Origin of the sequence: Pseudomonas sp. B3G-3, assembly GCF_028640915.1 — a bacterium.
Lineage (GTDB): Bacteria > Pseudomonadota > Gammaproteobacteria > Pseudomonadales > Pseudomonadaceae > Aquipseudomonas > Aquipseudomonas chlororaphis_I.
The window spans coordinates 73675-88030 of the sequence record NZ_JAQZAB010000096.1; the positions used below are offsets into that span (position 1 = coordinate 73675).

14 protein-coding genes and 1 pseudogene are annotated in these 14356 nt (G+C 63.8%); 3 read left to right on the forward strand and 12 right to left on the reverse strand.

The annotated features are described in order from the left end of the window. Position 1 precedes the first annotated feature (1 nt). The 3 genes from PVZ80_RS11660 to PVZ80_RS11670 all read right to left on the reverse strand — a co-directional run bounded on the left by PVZ80_RS11660 (position 2) and on the right by PVZ80_RS11670 (position 3349). A complete protein-coding gene (locus PVZ80_RS11660; protein WP_124314480.1) occupies positions 2–634 on the reverse strand; it encodes a LysE family transporter in 633 nt (210 codons plus the stop codon). A 223-nt stretch (positions 635–857) separates the two neighbouring features. Continuing rightward, a complete protein-coding gene (locus PVZ80_RS11665) occupies positions 858–1439 on the reverse strand; it encodes a mechanosensitive ion channel family protein (RefSeq protein WP_009046137.1) in 582 nt (193 codons plus the stop codon). Then, a complete protein-coding gene (locus PVZ80_RS11670; RefSeq protein WP_063433363.1) occupies positions 1439–3349 on the reverse strand; it encodes an ATP-binding cassette domain-containing protein in 1911 nt (636 codons plus the stop codon). Before PVZ80_RS11670 ends, PVZ80_RS11665 begins: the two co-directional genes overlap by 1 nt. Positions 3350–3399: 50 nt before the next feature. Here PVZ80_RS11670 and PVZ80_RS11675 point away from each other — a divergent pair, with 50 nt between their 5' ends. Further along, positions 3400–3864 (forward strand): TIGR02444 family protein, encoded by a 465-nt coding sequence (locus PVZ80_RS11675; RefSeq protein WP_009051430.1) that lies wholly within the window; start codon positions 3400–3402, stop codon positions 3862–3864. Here PVZ80_RS11675 and PVZ80_RS11680 read toward each other — a convergent pair. Further along, complete coding sequence (locus tag PVZ80_RS11680; protein ID WP_273863911.1) at positions 3861–5060, reverse strand: AlgP family protein; 1200 nt, start codon at positions 5058–5060, stop codon at positions 3861–3863. The two genes, PVZ80_RS11675 and PVZ80_RS11680, sit on opposite strands and share 4 nt — an antisense overlap. A 193-nt stretch (positions 5061–5253) precedes the next feature. Here PVZ80_RS11680 and PVZ80_RS11685 point away from each other — a divergent pair, with 193 nt between their 5' ends. Then, positions 5254–5919, forward strand: a complete 666-nt coding sequence (locus PVZ80_RS11685) for an FKBP-type peptidyl-prolyl cis-trans isomerase (RefSeq protein ID WP_273863912.1) — start codon at positions 5254–5256, stop codon at positions 5917–5919. A 62-nt stretch (positions 5920–5981) separates the two neighbouring features. Here the strand turns inward: PVZ80_RS11685 and PVZ80_RS11690 are convergent, their stop codons facing one another. The 8 genes and pseudogenes from PVZ80_RS11690 to PVZ80_RS33950 form a co-directional block, all read right to left on the reverse strand. Next, on the reverse strand, positions 5982–6440 hold the full coding sequence (locus PVZ80_RS11690) for an Rsd/AlgQ family anti-sigma factor (protein ID WP_023967871.1): 459 nt from the start codon (positions 6438–6440) through the stop codon (positions 5982–5984). Between the two features lie 208 nt (positions 6441–6648). Then, positions 6649–7170, reverse strand: a complete 522-nt coding sequence (locus PVZ80_RS11695; protein WP_038574812.1) for a disulfide bond formation protein B — start codon at positions 7168–7170, stop codon at positions 6649–6651. 163 nt (positions 7171–7333) lie between these two features. After that, on the reverse strand, positions 7334–8572 hold the full coding sequence (locus tag PVZ80_RS11700) for a heme biosynthesis protein HemY (protein WP_038635956.1): 1239 nt from the start codon (positions 8570–8572) through the stop codon (positions 7334–7336). Then, complete coding sequence (locus tag PVZ80_RS11705; RefSeq protein ID WP_273863913.1) at positions 8569–9708, reverse strand: uroporphyrinogen-III C-methyltransferase; 1140 nt, start codon at positions 9706–9708, stop codon at positions 8569–8571. Before PVZ80_RS11705 ends, PVZ80_RS11700 begins: the two co-directional genes overlap by 4 nt. Positions 9709–9725: 17 nt before the next feature. Continuing rightward, positions 9726–10493, reverse strand: coding sequence for a uroporphyrinogen-III synthase (locus tag PVZ80_RS11710; RefSeq protein WP_009051437.1), 768 nt, complete (start codon positions 10491–10493; stop codon positions 9726–9728). Continuing rightward, positions 10490–11431 (reverse strand): hydroxymethylbilane synthase, encoded by a 942-nt coding sequence (gene hemC / locus PVZ80_RS11715; protein WP_009051438.1) that lies wholly within the window; start codon positions 11429–11431, stop codon positions 10490–10492. The genes PVZ80_RS11710 and hemC overlap by 4 nt, the downstream gene beginning before the upstream one ends. Positions 11432–11572: 141 nt before the next feature. Continuing rightward, positions 11573–12319, reverse strand: coding sequence for a LytR/AlgR family response regulator transcription factor (locus PVZ80_RS11720; RefSeq protein ID WP_016703190.1), 747 nt, complete (start codon positions 12317–12319; stop codon positions 11573–11575). Further along, positions 12316–12468: pseudogene (locus PVZ80_RS33950) on the reverse strand (sensor histidine kinase); the annotation flags it as partial. The gene PVZ80_RS11720 and the pseudogene PVZ80_RS33950, both read right to left, overlap by 4 nt. A 443-nt stretch (positions 12469–12911) precedes the next feature. Between PVZ80_RS33950 and argH the strand changes: the two are divergent. After that, a complete protein-coding gene (argH, locus tag PVZ80_RS11725; RefSeq protein WP_009051440.1) occupies positions 12912–14306 on the forward strand; it encodes an argininosuccinate lyase in 1395 nt (464 codons plus the stop codon). Positions 14307–14356 lie beyond the last annotated feature (50 nt).

Genomic DNA, 14356 nt, shown 5'->3' on the forward strand with positions numbered 1-14356 from the left:
CTTAGACCGGCGCTTTGCGAATGGTCGCCAGCAAGCCGGCGGCGCCGAGGAACAGACCGGCGAAGGTGCGGTTCATCCGGCGTTGCTGGGTCGGCGTGCGCAGCATGCGCAGGACCTTGGAAGCCAGGCCGGTGTAGCCGGCCATGACGATCAGGTCGACGGCGATCATGGTCGCGCCGAGGATCAGGTACTGCTTCACCAGCGGCGCGTGGGGATCGATGAACTGCGGCAGGACCGCCAGCATGAACACCAGCGCCTTGGGGTTGCTGATGTTGACCAGGAACCCGCGGAACACCAGGGCCAGGGGTTTGCCGATCGGCCGGATCGCGGCGTCGTCGCTCAGGTCGCTGGGCAGCGCGCGCCACTGTTTGACCGCGAGGTAGACCAGGTAAGCCACGCCGAACCATTTGATCGCGTAGAAGGCGGTCGAGGATGCCGCGAGAATCGCCCCCACGCCGGCGGCGACAATCGCGATCTGCATGGCCAGGCCCAGTTGCAGGCCCAGGGCGTTCCAGTAACCGCGCCAGAAACCGTATTGCAGACCGCAGGACATCGACGCAATCGCGCCGGCCCCCGGGGAAAGGCTGATCACCCAGCAGGCGGCAAAAAACGCCAGCCATGTCTCAAGAACCATCGCACACCTCGGCTCGAATTCGTCGTAGACGCCTAAGCTAATGCGCCGGCGGGCGGATGACCATAGATTTTTGTCGGACAGATACCCCTGACCGACTGTAGCCGCTGCCGAAGGCTGCGCTAAGGTCCGCAGGACCTTCCTGCGATCTCAAGAGCGCGTCTGCTTCGCAGCCGATCGCAGCCTCGCGATGCTCGGCAGCGGCCACAGGGACGGTACAGGGGGACTATTTCTCGCCGGAGCCTATCGACAGCGCATCGCTGCCACGCCAACGGCGCACCGAACGCTGGAAGAACAGGCTGTTGGGCACTTGCACCATGACGCCGCCGGTGCCGGCTTCCTCGGCCTCGATCAACGAGGTGTACAGCAGGTTGATTGCCACCACCCGGCCCTTGATGCCCGGTTTGTCGAGGGTGTCCACCAGCTCGACCACATCGCCGATGCGGAACGGGCCCACGGTAAAGATCAGGATGGCGCACAGCAGGTTGGACAGCACGCTCCACATGGCGAAGAAGGCCACCGCCGCCACCGCGACAAAACCGGACAGGGCAGTCCAGAGCACCGTCGCCGACACCCCGAGCCGCTCCAGCACGAAGATCAGCGCACTGCCCATGATCAGCCAGCGCAAGCCACCGCGCAGCGGCATCAGCAGCTGCGGCGGGAACGGATAACGTTCACCCAGGCGGGTCAGGCAGCGCGCGACAAAACGCTGGGTGATGTAGCCAGCCAGCAGGATCAGCAGGATTTGCACTGTGACCCACAGCGGCTCGACCCACGTGATCGGCACAGGCAGCTTGAACGCTTCCATCAGGACAAGGCTTCCAGTTCCGCCTGCATGCTTTCCAGCAGTTCCAGGGCTTCCATCCAGGCCTCTTCCAGTTCGCCTTCGCGCACCTTCAGCTTGGCCTGCTCGGCCAGCAGATCACGCAATTCATCCTTGCGAGCCGCTTCGTAGACACCGCTGTCGCCAAGGCTGGCTTCGATTTTCGCCAGCCGCTCGTGGACCTTGCCCAGCTCGGTTTCCAGCTTGTCGGCTTCGCGCTTGTGCGGGGCCAGCTGCTGGCGCAGGGCCGCGGCTGCCTGGCGCTGGGCCTTCTTGTCGGTCTTGTCCGGGTTGACCGTGGTCGTGCTGACCGGCGCGTTGCGCTGGCGGTAGTCCACCAGCCAGCGTGCGTAGTCGTCCAGGTCGCCGTCGAACTCCTCGACCTTGCCGTCAGCCACCAGGAAGAAGTTGTCGGTGGTGCTTTTCAGCAGGTGACGGTCGTGGGAGACCACCAGTACCGCGCCGCTGAACTCTTGCAGGGCCATGGTCAGGGCCAGGCGCATCTCCAGGTCCAGGTGGTTGGTCGGTTCGTCGAGCAGCAACAGGTTAGGGCGGTCCCAGGCGATCAGGGCCAGGGCCAGGCGCGCCTTTTCGCCACCGGAGAAGTTCAGCACCGGCTCGTCGATACGCGCGCCGCGGAAGTCGAAGCCGCCGAGGAAATCGCGCAGGGTCTGCTCGCGCTCGGTCGGCGCCAGGCGCTGCAAATGCAGCAACGGGCTGGCCTTGGCGTCGAGCGAGTCCAGCTGGTGCTGGGCGAAGTAGCCGACCACGGTGTTCTCGCCACGGGTCAGGCGGCCGCCCAGCGGCGACAGCTCGCCGGAGAGGTTCTTGATCAGGGTCGACTTGCCGGCGCCGTTGGGGCCGAGCAGACCGATGCGCGCACCCGGGGTCAGTTGCAGCTTGACCTTCTCCAGCACGGTCTTCTCGCCGTAACCCAGGCGGGCATCGGACAGATCGAGCAGCGGGCTGGAGATCTTTTCCGATTCGCGGAAAACGAAGTCGAACGGCGAGTCGACGTGGGCGGCGGACAGCTCTTCCATCCGCTCCAGGGCCTTGATCCGGCTCTGGGCCTGGCGGGCCTTGGTGGCCTGGGCCTTGAAGCGCGCAATGTACTTTTCCATGTGCGCGCGTTGCGCCTGCTGCTTCTCGTAGGCTTGCTGCTGTTGCGCCAGGCGTTCGGCACGGGCCCGCTCGAAGGCGCTGTAGCCACCGCGATAGAGGGTGATCTTGCGCTGATCGACGTGAGCCACATGGTCGACCACGGCATCGAGGAAATCGCGGTCGTGGGAAATCAGCAACAAGGTGCCGGGGTAGCCCTTGAGCCAGTCCTCCAGCCAGAGGATCGCATCGAGGTCCAGGTGGTTGGTCGGTTCGTCGAGCAGCAGCAGGTCCGACGGGCACATCAGCGCCTGCGCCAGGTTCAGGCGCATCCGCCAGCCACCGGAGAAGTCGCCGACCTGACGGTCCATCTGCTCGTTGCTGAAGCCCAGCCCAGCCAGCAACTTGCGCGCCCGGGCGTCGGCGGTATAACCGTCGGCGCTGTCCAGCTCGGCATGCAGGCGTGCCAGGGCCGCACCGTCATGGGCCGCTTCGGCGGCGGCCAGCTCACGCTGCACCTGACGCAGGCGCAGGTCGCCATCGAGCACGTAGTCGACCGCCAGCCGCTCGAGGGTGTCGACCTCCTGGCGCATATGGGCGATGCGCCAGTCGGCGGGCAGGAAGCAGTCGCCCGAATCCGGGTGCAACTCGCCACGCAGCAAGGCGAACAGGCTGGATTTGCCGGCGCCGTTGGCACCGATCAGGCCGGCTTTCTGGCCGGCGTGCAGGGTCAGCTCGGCGTCTTCTAGCAGACGTTGCGGACCACGCTGTAAAGTCAGGTTCTGAAGTCGAATCATAATGGCGGCGGAGTCTACCAGCTTCGTTCGCAACTGGCGCGAGTAGCAATATGTCCTCTGACCTGTGGAGCTTCACCCTCAAGACCTACGCCCGCCCAGGCGTCGAAGAAGCCTGCCTGGACCTCCAGGCGGCCGGGGCCAATGTCTGTCTTTTACTCTGCGCAGCCTGGCTCGGCGCGCGCGGGGTGACCTGCACTGCACAGCGCCTGCAACAGCTGCGGAGCCTGGGCCAGCCCTGGCACGACGAAGTCGTCAGGCCGCTGCGCCAGCTGCGCACGCAATGGCGCCCGGCCGCGAGCGCGGATCCGGAACTGGCGGTCTTGCGCGAACAGGTCAAGGCATTGGAGCTGGAGGCCGAGCGGCAACTGCTGCTGCGCCTGGAAGCGCTGGCGGGGGAATGGTCGGAGGATGAAGCGCAGGATCTGACGAACTGGCTGGAAGGACTGGCGGCCGAAGCCGCCAACCTCAACCGCGACGCGCTGCAGGCGCTGCGCGTCGCGGTGACCGGCGCTTAGGAAGCGCTGGTTGGCGTGGTGTTGGCAGGCGCGGCAGTCGGAGCCGAAACTGGCGCAGCAGCAGCCGCTGGAGCGGGCGAAGATACCGGTGCCGCCGGCTTGGCAGCCGGGGTTGCCGGGGTGACTGGCCTGGCGGCCGCTGGAGCGGTGGCCGGTTTGGCTGCGGCAGGTTTGGCGGCGACAGGCTTCTTCGCGGCTGGTTTTGCAGCCGGCTTGGCAGCGGGTTTTGCCGCAGGCTTGGCGGCTGGTTTTGCTGCAGCGGGTTTAGCCGCTGCTGGCTTGGCGGCAGTGGAAGCCGCCGGCTTGGCTGCTGCAGGTTTGGCCGCGGGCTTGGCGGCGGGTTTCGCTGCAGGTTTAGCTGCCGCCTTCACCGGAGCTTTTGCCGCAGCCGGTTTGGCGGCCGGCTTCGCAGCAGTTTTTGCCGCCACCGGTTTAGCCGCTGGCTTGGCAGCTGCAGGCTTGGCCGCTGCGGTTTTAGCCGCGGGCTTGGCGGCGGGTTTGGCCGCAGGTTTTGCTGCTGGCTTGGCAGCGGGTTTCGCTGCAGCCGGTTTGGCAGCCGCTGTTTTCGCAGCAGGTTTGGCGGCAGCTTTCGCAGGGGCTTTTGCAGCAGCCGGTTTAGCCGCTGGCTTGGCAGCTGCAGGTTTGGCAGCGGCGGTTTTCGCCACTGGCTTGGCAGCAGGTTTGGCGGCCGGTTTGCTGGCAGCTTTTACCGGTGCTTTAGCAGCAGCTTTGGCAGGGGCTTTTGCCGCTGGCTTGGCTGCGGCTTTCTGTGCTGGAGCGGCTGCCGGTTTGGCGGAGCGAGTGCTCAGCACCTTGGCTGCGGCTTCTTTCACACGACCGACGCCCTGGGCCAGTTTCAGGCTTTCCTGAGCGTCGCGCTTGAGTTGCAGAATGTAGGCGCGGGTTTCGGATTGACGTGCCTTGAGTGCATCGAGCAGGTCTTCAAGTTCTTTCACTGCGTCCTTGGCTTTGGCTTGTGCCTTGGCCTTGCCGGCCGCCGCGGCGTCCTGCAATTTGGTGCGCGATTTGTGCAGTTTTTCCTGTGCCTTACCGCGTTGCTTTTCCAGTTTGGCGAGCAGTTTTTCAGCATCAGCCAAGGCTTGAGAACAAGCGTTTTCCAAGTGTTCGAGCAGGCTGCCCGAAAGCTGTTGGAGCAAATGCAACGGAGTACTTACAGGCTTCTTATTGGCCGACATGGTTTACCTCCTGGCTGACGTGAGTTGCGGCTCATACTAGACCTCTGCTGCTACCGCCGCTAGGGCATGTTGACAGTATCGAATGCCATGCGTTGCAGAGGATCGAAAATGTTCTTCGCGCACAAGAAAGTTACTCACCAGCCGCCACACCCACGCTGGCATAATCCACCTCGTCTCAGGCCGGAGAGCGCCCATGTCGCGTTACCTTTTTTTATCCTTGTGTGTGTTGTTGCCACTGGCTCAGGCCGCCGAAGATTCGCAGAAAAACGATGCTCACGATCTCGCCTACAGCCTGGGTGCCAGCCTCGGCGAACGCCTGCGCCAGGAGGTGCCGGACCTGCAGATCCAGGCATTGGTGGAGGGCTTGAAACAGGCCTACCAAGGCAAGCCTCTGGCACTCAAGGACGAGCGCATCGAACAGATCCTCGCCCAGCATGAGGCACAGGTCAGCGAGCAAGCGGGCAAGCCGCGAATCGAAGTGGCGCTGGAAAACGAACAACGTTTTCTCTCGGCCGAAAAAGCCAAGCCGGGCGTACGCGAACTGGAAAACGGCATCCTGCTGACCGAGTTGGCACCCGGCAGTGGAGCACGGCCGGGTGCCAATGGTTCGGTACAGGTTCGCTACATCGGACGCCTGCCTGACGGCACGGTGTTCGATCAGAATCAGCAGCCGCAGTGGTTTCACCTGGACAGTGTGATTGCCGGATGGCGCAGTGCCTTGCAGCAGATGCCGACGGGGGCGAAGTGGCGCCTGGTGATTCCTTCGGCCCAGGCTTACGGCGCCGACGGCGCAGGCGACCTGATCGCGCCTTACACACCCCTGGTGTTTGAAATCGAGCTGTTGGGGGCTAGCGGCTAAGGGGCGCAGAAACGAAAAACGGTGCGCAATGCGCACCGTTTCGGTAAAGCTTTCGCTGCAAGTCAGGCCTGAACGGCGGCCTCTTCCTTGTGAGCGTTGTGCAGCACTTCGATCAGGCAATCTTCCAGCTCGAAGCGCTCATGCAGCAGACCACCCAGCTCCTTGAACTTCTCCGCCACGCATTTTCCTTCGTCGCACAAATCGTTGAACGCCAACAGCTTTTCAGTGATGACATCGATCCGAGGATAAATGGTTTCGGCCAGTTCGAGCCCGCGCTTGTCGTTGAAGGCCTTGGCCTCGCCGGTCAGCTGCTCGTAGATTTCAAAGTGGCCGGCGGAGACGTAGTCCACCAGAATTGCGCAGAACTCCTGCAGCGGCTGTCGGTTTTCAGCCAGCGCCTCAGGCTCCGCGCCGAGAGCATCATAGGCCCGAACCAGTTCGTGACGCTCCTGCAACCAGCGATCGATCAGCAGATGCACTCCACCCCAGCGTTCCTGAGCATTCTGACAACTTTCGAGCATGGCGATCTCTCTTCCCTTATGGGTCATGCCGCTCTGAATCCGTCACTGGACTGAACATCAGCATCCGGCCAGGCAGAACAGCATCGAGCAACGTAATTGCGGTGACACGTGCGGGCCAGATTATGCCCGCTCGACAGCCGCTTCAAGGTACGCAGGAGATAAAGTTCATACAAGTGTTTAATCTTTAACCCCGTCGCAAAACCACGATTCAGGTCGCAGCCGCCCTGCGCCGGCCCCGTGGTAGAAGCCGCACCAGGCGATAGGCACTCAAAATCATCACAGCGATGAAAAACAGCAGGCTCCACTCCGCGGCGCTCATGTCCAGCAGCGTCCAGGTGACCTCCGCGCACTGCGCAGTCCCGGTGAAAACCAACTGCAAGGCACGCCCCCAGGACAGATTGCCCAGCATGAACGGCATGTCCGGCAAGCACGCCAGCAACTGATCCGAAGGAATGTTCTGCAACAGCACATGGCGCCCTGCCGTGACCACACCCGCCAGGCTGCAGAGCAGTTCCAGCAGCCAATACAGGGCACTCGCCGGGTATTGTGGCCCCTGCACGACCGCGACCAGGCTGATCGAAGTCAACAGCAGCGCGAAGAACCGTTGCACCACCCACAGCAGGCAAGGCTCGAGCCCAATCCCGTACTCCAGGTGAAACGAAGCCCACAGGGCCAAGGCACCGGTAAAAAACACAAGGGAGAACAGCAAGCGTGAGCCGGCCAGCGACATGGTGTATCCACAACGGAAGAAACAGGCTGCCACGGTAGAGAAAGCGCTCGGCCCTTTCAAGGCGCGCCATGACAAGATCGAGCGCGGCAAACGGGCACAGAGGCCAGATCGGGGGGAATTGCGGAACGGGCCGCCCCCTCAGGGACGGCCCAGCCCTGCGGGTTTATACCCTAGCGGGCACCGGCAACGGCGATGCCAGGAGGCGCTCGTCCAACAGCCCCAGGCCTTCCTGGAACAGCTGGTTGCTGCGCTCGGTATCGCCCAACTGCGCCAGCAACCGGGCCAGCTCGGCGCAAGCCTCAGGGTTGCGCTGCAGGCGCAGGCTGCTTTCCAGATAGTCCCGCGCCTTGCCCCATAGGCTGGTTTGCAGGCACAGGCGACCCAGGGTCAGCAGCAGGCTCGGATCGTTCGGATGATCCTTGAGCCACTGCTCGGCGAACTGCAGCTGCCGCGCCGGATCACTGCCGCGCAGCAAGCCGTAAAGCCGCGCCAGATGGCTGTCGTATTTGCGCTTGAGAGCAACGCGCAGCACTTCTTCGGCCTCGGCCTCGGCGCCCAATTGGCGCAGCTGTTCGGCATAGGCCAGCACCAGTTGCGGCTCCTGGCGTTGAGCCGCGGTCAGTTGCTGCCAGGCGCGATTGAGCGATTGCAGGCCAACCGCACCGTCTTCTTCGCGATGCGCCGCAAGGGTCAGGTTCTCGCCCCAGGCCCGACGTTCCAGTTCGGCCAGTTCGTTGGCGGGCAGGACTTTGTCCTTGCGCAGTTCGGGCAGCAGGCGAATCACCGCCGACCAGTCGCCCCGCTGTTGGTGCAGACGCTGCAACTGCCGCAGCACCTGGACACTGTGCGGGTGACGCTCGTGCATGGCTTGCAGGGTGCTCAGGGCGCCTTCGGTATCACCGCGATCGGTCTGCAGTTGGGCATGACTCAAGGCCACCGCCAGCTCGGCCTGGGGCTGCCGTTCGAGGGCACGCTCCAGCAGGCTGTCGCACTGCTCGTAGTTTCCCAGCTCGTTCGCCGCCCGCGCCGCGCCGAGGTAGTACAGAAGAGGCTGGCGCTCGGCTTCCGCGGCACGATGCAAATGCTTCTGGGCGCTGGCCCAGCGGCCTTCGGCAAGATCCATCTGGCCCTGCTCGATGGCGATCTGCACGCGACGGCTGCGGTTGCGCCGTGACCAGGGATTGACCACGCCGCTGGAGGCCATCACCAGTTCGATCAGCGCCTTGATCCCCCAGATCACCAGCCAGATCACCGCGACCAGTGCCAGGGTCGCCCACAGGCTCGACTCATAACGGAAGCTGTCGTAGGCAATCAGGATGTACCCGGAATGCTCGGCAATCGCCAACCCCAGCAATCCCGAGGCGGCGATCACCAGGAACAGAATCACGTACAGGCGCTTCATGGGCTGGTCTCCTGCGGGGTATTCGCAGCAGGCTTGGCCAGTGGTTTCACCGACTCTTCAGCGCTCAGGTTGCGCCGCTCCAGGTAGGCCTGAACGGCGCTCAGGGTCTTGGTCAGGTCCGGCGTCTGCACGGTGACCGGCTGTTTGCTCAGTTCGGACACGCGCTCCAGCATGAGCTTGCTTTGCGGGTTGTCCTGATTGAAGTTGCCCTTCAACACATCGCGGGCCTCCGCCAGCGCCTGGGTGTACACCGGCGCCTGGCCGTTCAGCGCCGCCCACTGGGCCTGTTCCAGGGCCAGGCTCAAGGCCAGGCGCACCTGCGTCAGGCTTTGCCCGGCGAGCAGCGGCCGCACGTTCTTGTCCGCATTGAAGTCGATACGAATGTAGCGCGAGATCTGGTCCCACCATTGCGCCCAGCGGCTGGCGCCATCGCCGTCGGCGGTCAGGCCCAGCAGCGAATCGCCACGGTCGCGGTACTCGGGGGCCAGCTCGGTGAGCTCGACCACCTGATCGCGCAGTGCACCCAGTTGCAGGAACAGTCCGGTGCGATCCGGCTGTTCGGTGCTGCGCAGAGCCGCGAGGCTCTTGGCCAACTGCTCGCGCGCGGCGAAAGAACCGGGATCATTCTGCTCACGCAGGATCTCGTCGGCGCCCTGCACCAGGGCCTGGGCACTGCTGATGTCCTGCAAGGCCGAAAGGCGCAGGCTGGCCAGACGCAACAGATGTTCCGCCTCGGCCAGACGCCAGTCCTTGCGGCTGGCACCCAGCACGCTCTCCAGCTTCTGATTGAGTCGCTGCTGGTCGCCCTGCAACTGCGCGACCAGACGGCGGCGTTCTTCCAGTTCATCGGCCGCCGGCAATTGCTCCAGGCGGGCCGTCAGGCGCTGCTCGTTGAGCTTCAGGCTCTGCGCCTCGTCACCCAAGGCCTGCAACTGCCCCAGCTGCTGTTGATTGTTGGCCTGCAGGCTGCGCACCTGCCAGACACCCCAGCCGCCGGCAGCGACACCGGCCGCCCCCAGCAGCAGGGCGAGGATCGCCAACCCGTTGCCGCGACGCTGCACAGCTGGAGTTGCAGGTTCAGCCGGTGCATCGATTACCGGCTGGACATCATCTTTAGGCAAGGCTGTTTCGCTCACGTATCCATCCTTTGCGTTTAGAGAACGGGCACGGGTTGCTCCCGTAACGCCGTTAGCAAGGCCGCGGCGCTGGCGCCACGGCAATCCACAACTTTCTCGGCCCCGGCGGCACGCGCCATTTCGGCGACCCGGGGGCTCGGTACAAACAACGGCAGCCGCGCCACCTGTGGCCAGGCCTCGCCGGCCAACTGCTGCAAGTGTTCGAAACCCTGCCCACTGCTGACCACCAGCCCATTCAAGCGTTCCGCCTGGATGCGTTGCATCAGGACCCCGTTGGCATAGCGCGGCAGGTCGCGGCGGTACAGCTCCAGATAATCGACACTAGCACCTTGGCCGCGCAAACGCTCAGCCAGCAGCTCGCGGCCACCCTCCCCGCGCACGATCAGCACCCGTGGAGCAGGCCGTGCAATAGCCTCGCGCAACTGGGGAAGTTCAAGCAAGGCTTCGCTGTCATCGCCTTGCTCGGGGAAAAAAACATCCAGGCCGTGATCGGCCAGAATCTGCGCCGTCGCGGCGCCCACACTGAACCAGCGCTGGCTCGGCGGCTGCGGCCAGAACTGCTCGAGCAGCTGCACGGCCATTCGCGCGGCCGGCTTGCTGACCGCGATCACCGCGCAGTAGCGGTGCAGCTCAAGCACCCTGGCGCGCTGGGTATCGTCAAAAGGCAGGGCCTGGATTTCCAGCAACGGCAGGCTGCTGCTGAACACTCCCGCGTCGCCCAGAACCTCAGCCAGCAGCGCCGACTCGTCCGTGGGCCGGGTCAGCAGCACACGCCAGTCGCTCACTCTTCGCCAGCCTCGCCATAGACTGCGCGCAGAATATCGTCGGCGCCCTGGGCCAGCAGATCCTCCGCGACCTGTACGCCAAGCGCCGCCGCCGCGCTACGTGGAGCACGGGCCTCGGCGCTGAGCAGCACACCGCCGCTCGGTTCGCCGACCAGGCCGCGCAGCCACAGCTGATCGCCTTCGAGCACCGCATAGCAGGCGATAGGCACTTGGCAGCCGCCATTCAGATGCTTGTTGAGGGCCCGTTCGGCGGTGACCCGATCCGCCGTATCGGCATGATGCAGCGGCGCCAACAGCTTGTGGATCTCGCTGTCGGCCGTGCGGCACTCGATGCCCACCGCGCCCTGGCCGCCCGCCGGAAGGCTGTCGTCGACGCTGATCGAAGAGCTGATGCGATCTTCGAAACCAAGACGGATCAAGCCCGCAGCGGCCAGGATAATGGCGTCGTACTCACCGGCGTCGAGCTTGGCCAGGCGGGTATTGACGTTGCCGCGCAGGAAACGGATCTGCAGGTCCGGACGACGAGCCAGCAGCTGCGCCTGGCGACGCAGGCTGGAGGTCCCCACGACGCTGCCCGCGGGCAGCTCGTCGAGACTGGAGTAGGTATTGGAGACAAAGGCATCGCGCGGGTCTTCGCGCTCGCAGATGCAGAACAGGCCCAGGCCTTCGGGGAAATCCATGGGCACGTCTTTCATCGAATGCACGGCGATATCCGCTTCGTTTTCCAGCAGCGCGGTTTCCAGTTCCTTGACGAACAGACCCTTGCCGCCGATTTTCGACAACGGCGAGTCGAGCAGCTTGTCGCCGCGACTGACCATGGGCACCAGCGTCACGATCAACCCCGGGTGAGCGGCTTCCAGACGAGCTTTGACGTGTTCGGCTTGCCACAAGGCCAAGGCACTTTTGCGGGTAGCGATGCGGATTTCGCGAGAGGACATGGATCAATCCGTACTGATAGAAAATACGGCAGATGATAACAGCTCAGCCAAATCAGCTTTGACTTGTATCAGGAACCGCGGCCCCTCCCTGGCTGCAGGAACGTTGCGGGCGGGGTGCATGACCCGCCCGACTGTCCGGATCTAGAGCTGCTGCATCATCTTGCGCACGCCGGCCACATGCCGTCGGCTGACGATCAGCGCATCACCATTGAGCCCCTTGAGGAACAGCTGGAAATGCCCCAGCGGCGTACGCTGCAGGCGTTCGATGCGTTCACGGGCCACCAGGGCGTTGCGATGGATGCGAACGAAACGCTCGCCAAACTCGTCCTCCAGCGCCTTCAGGGGTTCGTCCAGCAGGACTTCGCCACTCTCATGGCGCAAGGTCACGTATTTGTGGTCGGCAATGAAATAGACGACCTGATCCAGCGGGATCAGTTCGATACCTTTGCGGGTCCGCGCACTGATATGGCTGCGGGGGCCGCTGCCGCTTTCGGCAGCGGGCCGGGTCAGGGCTGCAAGCTGGACCCTGTTGGGGCGGTCGGCCTTTTTCAGTGCCTCGAGCAGATGCTCGGAACGCACCGGTTTGAGCAGATGACCGACCTCGCTGACATCAAAAGCCTCGAGGGCGAATTCATCAGGGGCGGCACAAAACACCACGGCTGGCGGCGCCTCGCGCTCGCACAAACGGGCGGCAACCTGCAGGCCATCGAGACCCGGCATGCGGATGTCGAGAAGCACGATATCCGGTTTCAGGCTGTCGATCAGGGCCAATGCCTCTTCGCCATTGGTGGCGCTGGGCTCCAGGACACTGTATCCCTCAAGCTCACTGACCATACGGCTCAGTCGCTCGCGGGCTAGGGGTTCGTCATCAACGATCAGGACATTCATATTGCGCTGGATTCCTGCGTGAGTCTCGCACAAGGATAGCGTAGACAGGTGAAGTGACGTCCGTCACGGCGATCCACGCTAAGACTAGTGCGAGGGCCAAAAAGTGCCCCACGACGGGCACCATTATTTACCCGGGCCTGCCCGACACCGCTCAAGGCCCGCCACTGCACGACATGGTCATGGGGACTGCTGATACAGGACACAAACACCCCCTCTTTTATAGTCGGCTTCCACCCAGGCCGCCTCCCTCGTGACTCGCGAGGCGGTGCCGGGGCCGGAGCGCATGCGACAACGGTTGCGTGATCAGCGACCAGGCTCGATGAAACATCCGAGATTGCGCTGTTCCTTCAGTCCAACTGTAGACGGTTGCCAAGACGATATTGCTCAAACGATAAATATCGTTACATCACCCCTCGCCCCCCGCCTTCGCTCGCCTAGTCTCTGCGCGCCCGAGGTCGGCGACAAGCGCCCGCGGCCCCCATGGCAGAAATAAAAACCTGCCGACCAGTGCCAGCTACAGGATTGGCAACCCTGTTATTATCCGCGGCAACTTTTCACCTCATTTCCCTTCCAGCCGATCACGAGCGAATTCATGAGCACTGACAAGACCAATCAGTCCTGGGGCGGCCGCTTCAGTGAGCCCGTCGACGCCTTCGTCGCCCGCTTCACCGCCTCCGTCACTTTCGACCAGCGCCTCTATCGTCACGACATCATGGGCTCGATCGCCCACGCCACCATGCTGGCCAAGGTCGGCGTACTGACCGATGCCGAACGCGACAGCATCATCGACGGCCTGAAAACCATCCAGGGCGAAATCGAGGCGGGCACCTTCGACTGGCGCGTCGATCTGGAAGACGTGCACATGAACATCGAAGCACGCCTGACCGACCGCATCGGCGTCACCGGCAAGAAGCTGCACACCGGCCGCAGCCGCAACGACCAGGTGGCCACCGATATCCGTCTGTGGCTGCGCGACGAAATCGATCTGATCCTGGCGGAAATCACCCGTCTGCAAAAAGGCCTGCTGGAACAAGCCGAGCGCGAAGCCGACACCATCATGCCGGGCTTCACCCACCTGCAGACCGCGCAGCCTGTGACCTTCGGTCATCACATGCTGGCCTGGTTCGAGATGCTCAGCCGCGACTACGAGCGCCTGGTCGATTGCCGCAAGCGCACCAACCGCATGCCTCTGGGCAGCGCCGCGCTGGCCGGCACCACCTACCCGATCGACCGCGAGCTGACTTGCCAGCTGCTGGGCTTCGACGCCGTCGGTGGCAACTCGCTGGACAATGTGTCTGATCGCGATTTCGCCATTGAGTTCTGCGCCGCCGCCAGCGTGGCCATGATGCACCTGTCGCGTTTCTCCGAAGAGCTGGTGCTGTGGACCAGCGCGCAGTTCCAGTTCATCGATCTGCCTGACCGCTTCTGCACCGGCAGCTCGATCATGCCGCAAAAGAAAAACCCGGACGTTCCGGAGCTGGTTCGTGGCAAGAGCGGCCGCGTGTTCGGCGCCCTGATGGGTCTGCTGACCCTGATGAAGGGCCAGCCCCTGGCCTACAACAAGGACAACCAGGAAGACAAGGAACCGCTGTTCGACGCCGCCGACACCCTGCGCGACTCGCTGCGCGCCTTCGCCGACATGATCCCGGCGATCAAGCCCAAGCACGCGATGATGCGCGAAGCGGCGCTGCGCGGCTTCTCCACCGCCACCGACCTGGCGGACTACCTGGTACGCCGTGGCCTGCCATTCCGCGATTGCCACGAAATCGTTGGCCACGCCGTGAAGTACGGCGTGGAAACCGGCAAGGACCTGGCGGAAATGAGCCTGGAAGAACTGCGCAAGTTCAGCGACCAGATCGACCAGGACGTGTTTGCCGTGCTGACTCTGGAAGGCTCGGTCAACGCCCGTGACCACATCGGCGGCACCGCGCCAGCTCAAGTCAAGGCAGCGGTGGTTCGCGGCCAGGCGTTGTTGAGCAGCCGCTAAAAGCCAGCGCGGGCAAGCCACGCTCCCACAAGAGTGTGGCTTGCCCGCGA

Coding starts and splice junctions, on each gene's coding strand:
- PVZ80_RS11665 (WP_009046137.1), bottom strand. CDS start 1,439: ATGGAAGCGTTCAAGCTGCCTGTGCCGATCACGTGGGTCGAGCCGCTG.
- PVZ80_RS11720 (WP_016703190.1), bottom strand. CDS start 12,319: ATGAATGTCCTGATCGTTGATGACGAACCCCTAGCCCGCGAGCGACTG.
- argH (WP_009051440.1), top strand. CDS start 12,912: ATGAGCACTGACAAGACCAATCAGTCCTGGGGCGGCCGCTTCAGTGAG.
- PVZ80_RS11675 (WP_009051430.1), top strand. CDS start 3,400: ATGTCCTCTGACCTGTGGAGCTTCACCCTCAAGACCTACGCCCGCCCA.
- PVZ80_RS11670 (WP_063433363.1), bottom strand. CDS start 3,349: ATGATTCGACTTCAGAACCTGACTTTACAGCGTGGTCCGCAACGTCTG.
- hemC (WP_009051438.1), bottom strand. CDS start 11,431: ATGTCCTCTCGCGAAATCCGCATCGCTACCCGCAAAAGTGCCTTGGCC.
- PVZ80_RS11685 (WP_273863912.1), top strand. CDS start 5,254: ATGTCGCGTTACCTTTTTTTATCCTTGTGTGTGTTGTTGCCACTGGCT.
- PVZ80_RS11695 (WP_038574812.1), bottom strand. CDS start 7,170: ATGTCGCTGGCCGGCTCACGCTTGCTGTTCTCCCTTGTGTTTTTTACC.
- PVZ80_RS11690 (WP_023967871.1), bottom strand. CDS start 6,440: ATGCTCGAAAGTTGTCAGAATGCTCAGGAACGCTGGGGTGGAGTGCAT.
- PVZ80_RS11680 (WP_273863911.1), bottom strand. CDS start 5,060: ATGTCGGCCAATAAGAAGCCTGTAAGTACTCCGTTGCATTTGCTCCAA.
- PVZ80_RS11660 (WP_124314480.1), bottom strand. CDS start 634: ATGGTTCTTGAGACATGGCTGGCGTTTTTTGCCGCCTGCTGGGTGATC.
- PVZ80_RS11700 (WP_038635956.1), bottom strand. CDS start 8,572: ATGAAGCGCCTGTACGTGATTCTGTTCCTGGTGATCGCCGCCTCGGGA.